Annotated in this window: 12 protein-coding genes; 4 read left to right on the top strand and 8 right to left on the bottom strand. The window is 37.5% G+C overall.

Translation table 11 applies throughout. The features are described 5' to 3' along the window. Nucleotides 1–63: 63 nt before the first annotated feature. Both F933_RS00655 and trxB read right to left on the bottom strand, forming a co-directional pair. Nucleotides 64–1,620 (bottom strand): methyltransferase regulatory domain-containing protein, encoded by a 1,557-nt coding sequence (locus F933_RS00655; RefSeq protein WP_005057468.1) that lies wholly within the window; start codon nucleotides 1,618–1,620, stop codon nucleotides 64–66. A 112-nt stretch (nucleotides 1,621–1,732) separates the two neighbouring features. Further along, entirely contained in the window at nucleotides 1,733–2,683 is a 951-nt protein-coding gene (gene trxB / locus F933_RS00650; protein ID WP_005057465.1) for a thioredoxin-disulfide reductase, read from the bottom strand. A gap of 281 nt (nucleotides 2,684–2,964) precedes the next feature. Here trxB and F933_RS00645 point away from each other — a divergent pair, with 281 nt between their 5' ends. Continuing rightward, on the top strand, nucleotides 2,965–6,027 hold the full coding sequence (locus tag F933_RS00645; protein WP_005057463.1) for a DNA translocase FtsK: 3,063 nt from the start codon (nucleotides 2,965–2,967) through the stop codon (nucleotides 6,025–6,027). 158 nt (nucleotides 6,028–6,185) lie between these two features. Here the strand turns inward: F933_RS00645 and F933_RS00640 are convergent, their stop codons facing one another. The 6 genes from F933_RS00640 to F933_RS00615 form a co-directional block, all read right to left on the bottom strand. Continuing rightward, nucleotides 6,186–6,473: a PA4642 family protein gene (locus F933_RS00640; protein WP_005056496.1), complete on the bottom strand. Its 288-nt coding sequence runs from the start codon at nucleotides 6,471–6,473 to the stop codon at nucleotides 6,186–6,188. A 125-nt stretch (nucleotides 6,474–6,598) separates the two neighbouring features. Then, nucleotides 6,599–6,871: a cell division topological specificity factor MinE gene (gene minE, locus F933_RS00635; RefSeq protein WP_004663449.1), complete on the bottom strand. Its 273-nt coding sequence runs from the start codon at nucleotides 6,869–6,871 to the stop codon at nucleotides 6,599–6,601. A gap of 2 nt (nucleotides 6,872–6,873) precedes the next feature. Next, nucleotides 6,874–7,686, bottom strand: a complete 813-nt coding sequence (gene minD, locus F933_RS00630; protein WP_005056494.1) for a septum site-determining protein MinD — start codon at nucleotides 7,684–7,686, stop codon at nucleotides 6,874–6,876. Between the two features lie 65 nt (nucleotides 7,687–7,751). Beyond that, the gene (minC, locus tag F933_RS00625; protein ID WP_005057460.1) at nucleotides 7,752–8,471 is read right to left on the bottom strand and encodes a septum site-determining protein MinC; all 720 of its coding nucleotides are present in this window, start codon (nucleotides 8,469–8,471) and stop codon (nucleotides 7,752–7,754) included. Nucleotides 8,472–8,587: 116 nt separating this feature from the next. Next, nucleotides 8,588–9,646, bottom strand: a complete 1,059-nt coding sequence (locus tag F933_RS00620; protein ID WP_005057457.1) for a hypothetical protein — start codon at nucleotides 9,644–9,646, stop codon at nucleotides 8,588–8,590. Between the two features lie 22 nt (nucleotides 9,647–9,668). Continuing rightward, nucleotides 9,669–10,586 (bottom strand): acyltransferase, encoded by a 918-nt coding sequence (locus F933_RS00615; protein WP_005057454.1) that lies wholly within the window; start codon nucleotides 10,584–10,586, stop codon nucleotides 9,669–9,671. Nucleotides 10,587–10,974: 388 nt separating this feature from the next. Here F933_RS00615 and F933_RS00610 point away from each other — a divergent pair, with 388 nt between their 5' ends. From F933_RS00610 to dut, 3 genes are all read left to right on the top strand, one after another. Further along, nucleotides 10,975–11,628, top strand: a complete 654-nt coding sequence (locus F933_RS00610; protein WP_005056486.1) for a YiaD family glycine zipper/OmpA-like lipoprotein — start codon at nucleotides 10,975–10,977, stop codon at nucleotides 11,626–11,628. 186 nt (nucleotides 11,629–11,814) lie between these two features. Next, a complete protein-coding gene (gene rep / locus F933_RS00605) occupies nucleotides 11,815–13,854 on the top strand; it encodes a DNA helicase Rep (RefSeq protein WP_005056484.1) in 2,040 nt (679 codons plus the stop codon). A gap of 23 nt (nucleotides 13,855–13,877) precedes the next feature. After that, nucleotides 13,878–14,330 carry a dUTP diphosphatase gene (dut, locus tag F933_RS00600; RefSeq protein ID WP_005057452.1) on the top strand — a complete coding sequence of 151 codons (453 nt, stop codon included), beginning with the start codon at nucleotides 13,878–13,880 and terminating at the stop codon, nucleotides 14,328–14,330. Nucleotides 14,331–14,452: the final 122 nt, after the last annotated feature.

Raw genomic sequence — 14,452 nt, 5'->3', positions numbered from 1 at the left:
ATTCTAAACTAACGTAACTGAAATTGAATGGCAATCATTGAAGATTGCCATTCAAGTAACAGATTAGTTAAATAATCGAAGTTGTTTAGCGATTTGTATTTTTTTACTGTCAATAAACAATTGTGCTTTGGCTTGAATAATTTCAAGGCTTTTGGTTTGATCTGAGACAGTAGTTCCATCTTTGTCTAAAACCAGCCATCCAAGCTGACTAATCACCTCTTGAACATAATGTGCAAAATCACTCGCAGCCTCTAAGCCATCAATAAAATGTGCTCGATAAAATAATTGATGAAAATGTTCTGTAGCAATACCAATTCCAGTAATTGGACTGATTAATACACTATAGTTTTGGTGAAAACTGGCTTGTTTTAAAATGTAATGATTTAAATTTTGGCAATGCAAAATTGTTTTTCCGCTTGGTTGAAGGTTCTGACAAGGTTGAGCCAAGCCCAAATGACACAGAATTACTAAAGCATTTAGAATTTTTGCATAATTTAATTCTGGAAAACTAGATTCCAGCTCTGCAATCGTAAGTGGCTGGTAATCACTTTCAGCAAAGCGATTACCTATAGGTTGATAAATTTCTTCAATTAAATTGAATGTGCCTAATAGTCCATTAATACTCGTTGGCAGTTGCTCTTTAGCTGTAAGCAGCACGAAAGCAGTGTTACGTAATTTTTCTTGGACTTGTAGCGGTGTTAAATTATTTTTTCCGCGAATAAATAGGTCACGTCTAAATTGCGTGTTTGCGAAATAGTCTCGACATTGTTCTTTGAAGATTGGATGCTCAATCGCATTTAAAAATTGCTGATGTTCATCAGAGAAATTAATATTGTCTAAATGAGTACCAAGATCAGTAGAACCAGCGTAAGACAATTTGATTTCATCAAGTATACGAACGATTTGTTGAAATGAAAAACATTGCCAATCTTGATTTAAATACTCATGAATTAAGTAATTTGGATTCTGTTGTTTTAAATCCGCAACCTTTTGTAAAGCATTTGGATTGCGTTGAGCAAAAACTGGATTTTTTTTCAGTAATTCATCACTAAAATTGAGTGCTTCACTCACTTTTTGAATTGGATTGGTGCTTTTGCTATTAAACTTAAAATGACTATGAAATAGTTCACGAATTGGCATATTTGCAGCCCAACCCGTTACACAGTTATAACTGATATACACAATACCATTTGGTTTCAAAAATTTGCGAATGAACTTTAGAATAATATGTTGATTTTCATAACTAATCCAACTCCAAATGCCATGTAAGCTGATCGAGTCAAACATCGGTAAATCTTGACGATTTAGCAACTCTTCAAAACTATCATCATAAAAAAAATGTTCAACATGGCTTTGTTCTGCTAATTGATTGGCATGGGCAGCATGAGCAGGATTAAAGTCCGTACCATAAAATTTTGCTTCATTAGATGTCGCATGGATATTTATGCTGACACCTTGTCCAAAACCGAGTTCGCAATGATTATGGGTGTCTTGAAAATCAGGACTTTCAATTCCATTCAGTAGCAAACAAAATTTTTGAAAATTTGGACTCAAATCTCGATAGTAACCATAGGTGTAATTTACTTCAGTTTGATAGCCGTTGGTCCATGTTGTTGTCATTTATATAATCCACTCATCAATTTTTGTTTAAAATATCTTCATGTTTTTGATTGTATGAATGATTTATAAAAAAAACCACCAAAAAATTGGTGGTTTTTTCTTAAATTGTAACTTAGTTCAAGTTGTCTAAATATTTCTCTGCATCTAATGCTGCCATACAGCCTGAACCCGCAGAAGTGATTGCTTGGCGATAGATACTATCTGCCACGTCACCAGCAGCAAAAACACCTTCAACTGAAGCCGCTGTTGCATTACCTGCCGTGCCACTATGGACTTGAATGTATCCATCTCTCAAGTTAAGTTGACCTTCAAACATACCTGTATTTGGCTTATGTCCAATCGCAACAAATAAACCCTGAACAGGGATGACTTGAGTGCTTGAATCTTGAGTCGATTTGATACGAACTGATGTTACACCAGTTTTATCACCGAGAACTTCATCAACTTGATGATTCCAAATGATACTGATTTTGCCTTCTTTTTCTTTAGCAAAAAGATGATCTTGCAAAATCTTCTCAGAACGCAAGCTATCACGACGGTGAACTAATGTTACATGCGCTGCAATGTTTGATAGGTAAAGTGCTTCTTCAACCGCAGTATTACCACCACCCACCACCATGACATTTTGGTTCTTATAGAAGAAACCATCACATGTTGCACAAGCGCTCACGCCTTGACCCATAAAGGCAGCTTCTGATTCAAGCCCTAAATATTGTGCTGTCGCACCTGTTGCAATAATAAGCGCATCACATGTGTACTCTTCCATATCGCCTTTTAAAACGAATGGACGAGTTTTAATATCGACTTCATTGATATGATCGTAGACAATTTCTGTACCGAAACGTTCAGCATGTGCTTGCATACGTTCCATGAGTACAGGACCAGTTAATCCTTCTGGGTCACCCGGCCAGTTATCAACTTCTGTGGTTGTTGTCAGTTGACCACCAAGTTGTAAACCAGCAATGAGTGTTGGTTTGAGGTTAGCTCGTGCCGCATACACTGCTGCGCTATAACCTGCAGGACCAGAACCCAGAATAATTAACCGTGAGTGACGAGCGCTCATTAAAGAACATCCTTTTTATATTGAAATTGCTGAAATTATACGTGAATCTACATCCGATTGGAGTAGATAATATTGATAAAGCTAATCGAATTGAGCTATATCATAAATAGGTTTACTGATATTTCATCAGTCTTTGCAATAGCTCTTTGATGTTAACAACAACAGTAAACAATCGTGCATCTTTTTTGTAAGAACGAGTGCATAATATAAAACTTATTGATTAAGGTCAGTTTAGCCTTAAAAAATACTAACGAATAACGAATTGGGTTACAGGACTGTATATGACTGCGGTGTCAAGTGTTTATGCACAACGCTTTTTAATGACATTATTTTTAATTTCTTTTGGCATTTATCTATTCCTTGCCACCGTCACCTATACGCCATTTGATCCTGGTTGGATGCATATTTCGAGTGATACGCAACAGGTTTCAAATGCAAGTGGCGTAGCAGGGGCATGGATCGCTGATTTATTATTCGGCTTTCTTGGTTGGGCGAGTCTGCTGATTCCGTTATTTCTATTTCTAGAGGCGATTCAAGTTTGGTGGCCTCGAAGCTTTCTTAATCGTCCATTTCGTTATGCGGCACAATTTTTCTTAATCTTATGTATCTCTAGCTTGTTTTATTTACACTGGAATACACCTGCTGATACGTTGGAAAATGCTGCTGGTGGTATTATTGGCTTTGAGTTAGGGCAGAGTTTATCCCAAATTTTGACCATCTATGGTGCTACTTTATTTCTACTTGCATTTAGTATTCTATTATTCACTCTTGCATTTGGTATTCAATGGAATAAAACTTGGGAAACATTGAAACGTACACCTGCTTATTTACAAGATTTATTTTATAAAAATATTCCTCAACATGAATCAGCTTATGATTTAACAGAACAGTTAACCGCAGATCAAGTCCCAGCAATTAATAATAAAACACAACCCAAACAAGTGCTTGATACTAATATTCAAGCTGAAAAAAATCTTGAGGTTGCAGGAGTGAATAGCCAAACATTTAAACATGATGATTTGCATCATCAAGTCATGGCCGAAAAATTATTTGCTGATGTAGTGGCTAAAGAACAGAAAATAGTTCAGTCGCAAGAACAAGTTGCATTTGAAGATTTTGAAGAAACTTTAGAAAAAGCGCATCAGATGGAGCAAGAGAGCCAACGCCTTGTTCAAACGGGTGAAGTATGGCGTGCGTTACAAAGAGATGATGCGAGCCACAAACAAGAAATTGATGCGCTATTAAGAGCAGCAGATGAGAACACTAATTCATCTAACCAGTATGCCTATAGCTCTCATACGGATTTAGGTACAAAACATTCAGATCGTAGTCAATTAGATTGGAATGATGATCAAATTTTTGATGAGTTGCTTGCCGCTGTTCCAAATAGCAAAACAGCTACCGATTTACACACACCATTTACCCAAGAATCAGTTGAAGCAAAATCTCCTCCTGATCATACCGTTCTTGAAGCTGAAATAGAATCATTGGTAGCAAGTGATACGCACACTACCTATTCAGCAATGCCTGTATCAAGTCAAAATAAGTCGCAAGAAGAATTGAATAAAACACAAAGTAATCAATTTGATGATTTTAATGATCTTTTAATTGAAGATGAACCTGAAAATACGGTAGCAAAAACGACGAGTTATGCTCAATCTTCTGCATTTGTGAAAGCACCAATAGAGATTGATACAGCTAAAGAAAAATTATCGAAAGAAGCATTTATTGAAGCATGGCAGGAAACTGCGGGTAAATCAGAGTTAGATATTGAAGATGATTTTGATTTAGACGCGCCATTATCAGATAAATTTGGTCGTCCAATGTCACGTTCGATGCAAGTTGCTGAAAAACGACGTGATCTACCAACCTTACCAGGTTTGGAGTTATTGGATAAAGTTGATCCGAATAAAAAGGTTAATTTTACTGCTGAGCAGTTAGCTCGACTTTCAGAGTTATTAGAAATTAAATTACAAGAATTTAATGTCAAGGCTCAAGTTGTAGAAGCTCAACCCGGACCTGTGGTTACTCGTTTTGAACTTGATCTAGCACCAGGTGTGAAAGCATCTAAGGTAACTAATATTTCGCGTGATTTGGCGCGTTCAATGTCGATGGCTTCGGTTCGTGTGGTGGAGGTTATTCCAGGCAAACCTTATATTGGCATTGAGGTACCAAACAGCACGCGTGAAATGGTGCGTTTGATTGAATTATTGATGATTCCTGCTTTTACCGATCCAAATAGCATTCTTTCTATGGCGATGGGTAAGGATATTTCAGGTAATCCAGTTATTGCTGATTTGGGTAAAGCACCACACATGTTGGTTGCGGGAACCACCGGTTCAGGTAAATCTGTTGCTGTAAACTCGATGATTTTATCGATGTTATTGAAATATACACCTGATCAATTACGTCTTATTTTAATCGATCCAAAACAGCTAGAATTAGCCAACTATAATGATATTCCACATTTATTAACGCCTGTCGTGACTGACATGAAAGATGCTGTAAGTGCATTAAATTGGTGTGTAAATGAAATGGAACGTCGTTATAAGTTGATGTCTTTTCTGAAAATTCGTAAATTGAGCGACTATAATCGTAAAGTTGAAGAAGCAATCGCGAATGGCGAAGACTTAATTGATCCAACATGGAAAGCCAGTGATTCAGTTGTTGGTGAGCGTGCACCACGTTTAACACCCTTGCCTTCAATTGTGATTGTTGCAGATGAGTTTGCTGACATGATCATGCAGGTTGGTAAGAAAGCTGAAGAAATGATTACGCGTCTCGCGCAAAAATCACGTGCAGCGGGTATTCATTTATTACTTGCAACCCAACGCCCTTCGGTTGATGTGATTACAGGTCTGATTAAGGCCAATATTCCAACCCGTGTGGCTTTACGTGTAAACAGCAAAATTGATTCACGAACCATTTTGGATGCAGGTGGAGCAGAGGACTTGCTCGGACATGGTGATATGTTATTCCTTGGACCAGGTAAAATTGAGCCTGAGCGTGTACATGGCGCGTTTATTAGTGATGATGAAGTAAACCGTATTTGTGATGCTTGGCGTGAGCGCGGTGAACCTGATTATGTTGATGAAATTTTAACTCCGTTTGATGAAGAACCAACATCACGTGGTTTTGAAGATGGTGACGGTGATCCGAACCGAGATGCCTTGTATGATCAATGTGTTTCATTTGTTTTAGAAACACGTAAGGCTTCGACCTCATCGCTACAACGTAAGTTTAGCTTGGGTTATAACCGTGCTGCTCGTATCATCGATCAGATGGAAGAGAATGGGATTGTAAGTGCCATGGGCGCAAATGGTAAGCGAGAGATTCTAGTTTAATCTAATCCATTAAAAATATAGCCTCTACGAAAGAGGCTTTATTTTTTGGGATGCTTTTTTATTTAACTAAGGTAAGCATCGGATTGGAATGCTAGTTGTGAAGATCATTTTTAATGATCTTTTATCTATATAAAAGTCTACATTGTGCAGGCTTTTTATTAAGCAAATTTTGCTAAGACTTCTAAGAAACCATCTTTTTGACGAGGAAATTGAGCAATCACATCGTGAATACGTTGTCCTTCTGGATTCGTTGCGTTCAGGTTACGACCATCCGCTACAAACTTAGTCAGAAGGCGTTCATAGTCGAAAGGACGCATATGTTTGAATGCATGATAGAGTACATGAAAGTCAGCATTCACGTCTGCTGGTGGAAGTTGGTTGAGGTAGGCAAAAACACGCTCATCTGACCATTCTTCATTGAAAGTTGCTGGCTGTGATAATGCCATGACAATCTCCTCAGTCTTAAAATAATAAAGGCAAAATACGAGACTGAATAATTAACAAAGCATCGCTTTGTTCAGTCGCAAGGTATTTTGCCTTTATTTACGAAAAATCGCTAATAGAAAAACTTCTATCGATCTTCAGGTAAATTGATATTCATTTCTAACATTTCGATGTTAGCTTCTGAACGAACCTGCATTTGGATGTGCTGTTCATCTACACCACGAACATAACGACTCACCACTTGCATGATCTCTTTTTTCATTTGATCAATTTTATCTTGGCTTAAACGACGACCAAGACCCTGTTCAGATGCAACAATAACTTTTAAGCGATCTTTGGCAGTTTGTGCACTTGATGGTTTCTCATCACTGCTAAAAAGTTTACTCCAGAATCCTGCCATAATTACGCTCCAAATAGTCTAGCTAACCAACCTTTTGGCTGTACTGCAATGTGTCGATAAGGACGATCTTCGCCAAGGAAACGAGCAACTAAGTCATCATAAGCTTGACCTGCTTTTGTTTCTTCATAAAGAATAACAGGCTTACCTTCGTTTGACGCTTGTAAAACACTTGGGCACTCAGGAATTACGCCTAATGTCGGCACACGTAAAATATCTTTTGAAATATCATCAATCGTCAACATTTCTTGCTTATCAGCACGTTCAGGATTGAAGCGTGTGATACATAAATGTTTACGGATACGACCTTCATTCTGCTCAACTTTTTTAGTCTTACTATCAAGCATACCAATAATACGGTCTGAGTCACGTACTGAAGAAATCTCTGGGTTTGTCACAATGATTGCTTCATCTGCATGATACATTGCTAAGATCGCGCCACGCTCAATACCAGCGGGTGAATCACAAATGATGTAATCGAACTCTTGTGCAAGCTCATCGATCACACGCGCAACACCTTCATCACTCAATGCATCTTTATCACGCGTTTGAGATGCAGGTAAGATGTATAAGTTTTCGATTTCTTTATCGCGGATGAGCGCTTGTTGTAGGCGAGCTTCGTTATTGATGACATTTACAAAGTCATAAACTACACGGCGTTCACAGCCCATGATCAAATCAAGATTACGTAAACCTACATCGAAATCAATCACAACAGTTTTATGACCACGCAGGGCTAAGCCTGTTGCAAAAGATGCGCTTGTTGTAGTTTTACCTACACCACCTTTGCCTGACGTTACGACAACAATTTTGGCCACCGAATCCACTCCTATTTATGGTCATACGCCCCTAAAAGGGCTTTTTTGGTGTTTAATGAGCTAAATTAAAACTGCAAGGCTTCAAATTCAAGTTCTTGCTTGTTATTTAAATAAATATGTACAGGTTTTTTGATCATATCTTTAGGAATATCATCTGCTACACAATATGTCCCTGCAATAGAGACTAGCTCTGCTTCTAATGAGTTACAAAAAATTCGTGCTGAACTATGTCCACCCGCACCAGCAATGACTCTACCACGAGCATTGCCATAGATGTGAATATTTCCTGATGCAATCACTTCAGATCCACTATTCATGCCAGCATTTAAAATAATGTCGCCTTGATCTTGCACTAAACATTGTCCAGTTCGCAAAATTTCATCATGATAAGAGGTGATATGCTTGGTAGATGTATTTTTTTGTGGTGTTTCTATTGCAGGATCAGTCGCTGCTTTTTCTACAGGATGCTCTACAACTTGCTCTTTCGATGCTTTAATTCTTTGTAATGGCTGGTCAGCAGGAAGAACTGGAAATTGAATTGCTCGTGCCTCATCACCCAAAAGACCATCAATTACAGCCATAGGTTGTAAGCCAAGGTCTATTAATAATTGAATTAATGCAATCAGTTCTTGTTCAACGGTACTATCTAAAATGACCAGAGTTCCTAAATAAGAACCCTCATTGAGTGTATTAGTCAGTTGCTGTCGGATTGCATTATGGTCATTTGTGTCGAATGTGAGTCGACTAAAATTAACCATTCTGCCCGTAATCCGTATATCAGCCATAATTTATCCTTCAGGGCTTTTTAAGCGCTCTATTGTGTAAAGCATGATGTAAATAAAAGCAAATGCTAGAACAAATTACAGGAATTCTCTAGCTCGATTGTTAAATTTTCTTGTAATCATTCTGCTTTTTTATCCAATTGATCATATTCTTGCAACGTTTGCTGCCATTGTTTTACTTTTACTTGTTTTCGGATCGCTTCAAGGCTTTCAAATACCACAGATTCAACCAGTTCTTCCAAATATTTATTATCAATATTAATCTCACTGACTTTTTCAGCAATCAATTGATAGTTCTGATTTGGAGCATTTGGTGAACCTTCTGTAAATGGTTCAATTAAACCTGCACTAATATTTTCACCTAAGCGTTGGCCAATACTTTGAATTTGTTGTTCGATTCGTCCGCCCACAATCGGAATCAGACGCAGTAATTGGGTCAGTTCAGGGGTGTCTTCAATCGCTTGATTAACAATCACGCCTACTTTTTGCGTAATGAAAGGCTGTTGTTGTTGTAATGTTCGTGCTAAAGATTCTTGCAATAAAGATGAAAGCGTAACAGTAAATAATTGACGATGATGATCAACTAAATCATGAATAATTTTTTTATGACTTGAGCTGGTTTCTAGCTCTTGTCGAACGCCATCAATCACACTAATTACAACACGATCCGATAGTTCTTCCATGACTACGCGATAATAAAACAGGGCTTTCAGTCGAATATTATCGGGTACTACTTTATAACCCAACTCATAAAGTCGATAGGCAATCACACCTGCACGGAATAAACGTAAGAAACGTAAATGAGGAATAATCGCGAGTATTTCATACCAATGAATAAATGGGAAAAACCACCAGCGTGTATGGTGTTTATTCGCGATAGAGATGCCCCAACGCACAAAAAGCTCAACAATCAAAAAAATAATAAACCAAGCTTCAGTAATAATGACCCACGGATGTAAATGAGTACGGTAGAATTCGAGCACCATTGGAAGTTGAATGGTGTCGAAAAACCACTGACCGATATTACTCATCAGAAAAAAGTTCATGCCTAAGCAGAACAAATTGAAAACAATAATAAACACCATGAAAATATCGTAAATGAGGAACAGCTTGAAGAACTTACTGTTCGGATCCATTTGATGATGTTTAGCGTGTTGTTCAGAGTCCTGCTGAGTCATTTTTACTCAATCCCTTATGAGATTATTGATTATATTTAGATTTCATTTGCGTAATCAATTGGTCTTTTTCAGTCCAAATCTGATCGACCCATTTTTGAAAGCGCTCACGATAAATTGGGTCGTCTTCATACTCACCACCGAGTACCCAGTCTGGAATATCAATTTTACGCAAATCGACTGCAATTTGTGAAACGTCACCTAACCAGAAGTCCCCATAGTCAGGAGCACCCTCAGGATAAACAATAGTCATATCCACTAGAGCATCAATTTTATCGCCTAGAATATTTAAAGCTAGGGCTAGACCCCCAGCTTTAGGCTTCAAAAGGTTTTTATAAGGTGATTGTTGTTGAGCATGTTTTTCTGGAGTAAACCGAGTACCTTCTAAATAATTTAATAAGGTAAAAGGTTGACTGAGTAATTGCTCACAAGATTTTCGAGCTTCGAGCATATCTCGTGACTTTAACTCTGGATTTTTAGCAATTTGTTCTTTGGTATGGCGTTTCATCATTGGAAAACCCAAAATTTTAAACGCCTGACCTACAAATGGTATAAAAATTAGTTCCCACTTGGTAAAGAAACGGGTAAGTGGCATGCGGGTTAAACCAAAATACTGATTAACAGTTGTATCCACCCAGCTTTGATGATTACACATCATCAAATAGCGACCTTGTAAATTTAGATCAAGTTGTTCATCAATGCTGATATCCCATTTTAGATTAGGAAGCACTTTTTCTATCAGTTGATTATTGATGCCAATCCAGCTATTCGCCAATTGAATATTGGTTTCATCTACTTTTTTTGATTTTTTAAAAAATTTGGTAAATCCCAGTGCAAGTACTGGTGGACCATGGAAAAAAGTACTTCCAGTAATGACAGAACCAACGGTGAGACCTTTACTGACTTTTTGCAATAAGGATGCTTTTTTATTTGCGGTAGACATATATCGAACCTTGGATGCAGATATTAGAAAAAAGTATCCCAACTATAAACAACAGATATTGAAATACAACTGTATAATTAAGGATGTTCACATTATTTATATATATCAGCAATTTTAGATACATTTTTTAGAGTTTTGCTGATTTTTCATCCAAAGCATAGAAATTAAAAAATATAAAAATAAAATGTGATAAATTTCAGTTTATATTTATAAAGTGCAAAGAATATCAACAATGAAGAAAATGTGATGATTCATACAAGTAAAATGCATCAAAATATTACAAAAAGATAAATAAACTGTTTATTATTAACAAAAAATCAATGGTCTAGCTTAATTTTCTCATTCATTATTTGTGCAGACAACAAAATACATAGACAGGAGCTACGCAATGCGTGCATTAGTAATTTCAACACTCGTAGGGGCAGGATTAGTACTTTCAGGTTGCCAAACTACAGGTAATAATATCGGCGGCGTGGAATACGACAAATCTGCTTTAGGCGCATTAATTGGTGCTGCGGCAGGTTACGGTATCTCTAAAGGTAATGCTAACTCATCTTCACAAAATAACCGTGCAGCTGCAATTGGTGCGATTTTAGGTGCTGGTGGTGGTTTGTACCTTGACAATAAAGAGAAAAAATTACGCGCACAAATGGCTGGTACAGGTGTAGAAGTTGGTCGTAATCCAGATGGTTCGGTTCAATTAATCATGCCAGGTAGCATCACATTTGATACGAACAAATCAAATATTAAACCTAATTTCTACGGTACTTTGAATAAAGTAGCTCAGACATTAGCGGAAGATAATAAGAGTGCGATTTTAGTTACTGGTTATACTGATAACACAGGTAATGACACGATCAACCTTCCGTTATCTCAAGCGCGTGCACAATCAGTTAAAAACTACTTGGCTAGCCAAGGTGTTTCTGGCAACCGTATTGATGCACAAGGTTTAGGTTCTTCAAACCCAATCGCTTCAAATGCAACTGCGGCTGGTAAAGAACAAAACCGTCGTGTTGAAATCAGCATTTATGCTAAACAGTAATTATTACTGATTTCTAAAAAACCACCTTCGGGTGGTTTTTTTATTGCATGTAAATTGTTGCGACAAGCTATGGCGTACAATTTAAATTAAGACATCATAATTTATACATATCCTAAGATTTACTATTGGGATTATGAAACTGAGATGTCTATAATCATGCTCGGAAACGTGAGAGGTATTACGACGATGTCATCTGCCAGTCAACTTAATGACAAGCAACAAGAAGCCATGAAGTATGTTCAAGGACCATTGTTGGTGCTTGCAGGTGCAGGTTCAGGTAAAACTTCAGTGATTACACGCAAGGTTGCTTTTTTAGTTCAGCAATGTGGAATCCCAGCTCATCGTATTACTGCAATGACGTTTACCAATAAAGCAGCACGTGAGATGAAAGAACGTGTAGGTAAATTATTGTCTCGTGAAGAAGCTAAAGGTCTTTCTGTTTCGACGTTCCATACCTTTGGTCTGAATTTATTACGTTTAGAATTAAAAAATCTTCCGCTAAAAGCCAACTTTTCAATTTTAGATGCCGATGATTGCAAACGCATCCTGATGGATTTAATGCAACGTGATAATTTATCAGGTGCTGAGAGTAAAGAACTTATCGCAAAAGCGATGAAGAAAATTTCTGATTGGAAAAATGATCTCGTTTTACCTGAGCAAGCACATTCGACTTGTGAAACGGTTGATGATGTTCAATTGGCTCATTTATATCAACTCTATGAACGTAATTTACGCGCTTATAATGCCGTTGATTTCGATGATTTGATTGTAATGCCGACTCGCTTACTTCAAGAAAATGCTGAAGTCCGAGATAAATGGCAAAATCGTGTCCGTTATTTATTGGTAGATGAATATCAAGATACCAATACTGCCCAATATACGCTCGTTAAACTCCTCGTGGGAGTGATGGGGCAGTTCACCGCAGTAGGTGATGATGACCAATCGATTTATGCGTGGCGTGGTGCAAAACCTGAGAATATGGCTTTGCTTAAAGAGGACTTTCATAATTTAAAAGTGATTAAGCTTGAACAGAACTATCGTTCAACCAGTCGTATTCTAAAAGCAGCAAATGCTGTGATTGAAAACAATCCGCATATTTTTGATAAAAAATTGTGGAGTGATAAAGGGCATGGCGAAAATATCCGTGTGATCACATGTTTGAATGATGATGATGAAGCGGAACGTGTGGTTAAAGATCTGATCACGCATAAATTGATGAATGGTAAAAATTGGAAAGACTATGCGATTTTGTATCGTGGTAATTTCCAAGCACGGGTATTAGAAACACAACTGCGTCAAATGCAAATCCCATATAAATTATCAGGTGGGCAATCGTTCTTTGCGAGATCTGAGATTAAAGATGTAATGAGCTATTTACGCCTCATTATTAACCCAGAAGATGACAGTGCTTTCTTACGTATTATCAATACACCAAAACGTGCGATTGGACCTGTGACATTAGAAAAACTGGGTTTATTTGCACAAGAAAATACCTTGTCATTACTTACAGCTTCTTCAGATCAACGCTTATCGATGGTATTACCTAAGAAAGCTGCGACGCAATTACATGAGTTTGCTGACTTTATTGCAACATTTACCCGTGAATTGTTAGATGATGATGAGCCTGTACCTAAAGTCCGCCAAATGATCAATGAGGCAGGCTATATAGATTATGTTCGTGAACAAGCTGCAACACCTGCACAAGAAAAAACCAAAATCGATAATATTGAAAGTCTGTACACAAGTATTCAAAACTTGATTAATCGTACAGATGATGTCGATGAAAAAAATATTGAAAGTGTAATTCGTAAACTGGTTTTGCTAGATATGTTGGAGCAACAGCAAGAAGAAGAAGATACCGATAAAGTCAATCTATTAACGCTACATGCGGCAAAGGGCTTGGAATTTCCTTATGTGTATATGATTGGCTTAGAAGAAGAGCTATTACCACATAAGAACTCGATTGCCTCAGAAACCATCGAAGAAGAACGCCGTTTGATGTATGTAGGCATTACGCGTGCTCGCCAAGGTTTAACCTTGACGCTTGCTGAGCAACGTAAGAATGGCGGTCAAATGCGTCAAATGACACCAAGTCGCTTTTTAGATGAATTACCGCAAGATGATTTAGAGTGGCATGGTCGTAAAAAGAAACTGGCACCAAATGTTGATCCTAAAGAACAGGCTCAACAGTATCTTGCAAATTTAAAAGCATTATTGAAACGTTAAGAAATAGTAAGTAGGAAGTTGTAATGAAAGTCCAAGTAAAAGTATTAGATGCACGTTTAGGTCAGGAGTGGGATTTGCCTACTTATGCGACCACTGGCTCGGCAGGTTTAGATTTACGTGCATGTTTAGATGAGGCAATTGAAATTGCAGCGGGTGAGACTGTATTAGTCAAAACTGGTTTAGCGATCTATATCGAAGATCCAAATTTTGCAGGTTTAATTTTACCGCGTTCTGGTTTAGGTCATAAACACGGTATTGTATTAGGCAACTTGGTTGGATTAATCGATTCAGATTACCAAGGTGAGTTAATGGTGTCCGTATGGAACCGTGGACAGAATACATTCCGCTTGGAACCAGGCGAGCGTTTAGCGCAATATGTACTAGTACCTGTTGTACAAGCACAGTTTGAACAAGTGAACGAATTTGTTGCCACTGAGCGTGGAGCTGGTGGTTTTGGTCATACTGGTCAACAATAATTTGCTGTAGTTATCACTTTAAATGCAATGTTTTGCTGAAAAGCATTGCATTTTTCATATTGATTGTTTCATTAATTTATATTAAAAAGCAGCAGATGAATTATTTTAATTTTTCTGAACAA

It is taken from the genome of Acinetobacter beijerinckii CIP 110307, from assembly GCF_000369005.1.
In the GTDB taxonomy this organism is placed as follows: Bacteria; Pseudomonadota; Gammaproteobacteria; order Pseudomonadales; family Moraxellaceae; genus Acinetobacter; species Acinetobacter beijerinckii.
The sequence above is the reverse complement of the archived record's forward strand: the minus strand, read 5'-3'. Positions and strand labels throughout refer to the sequence as shown.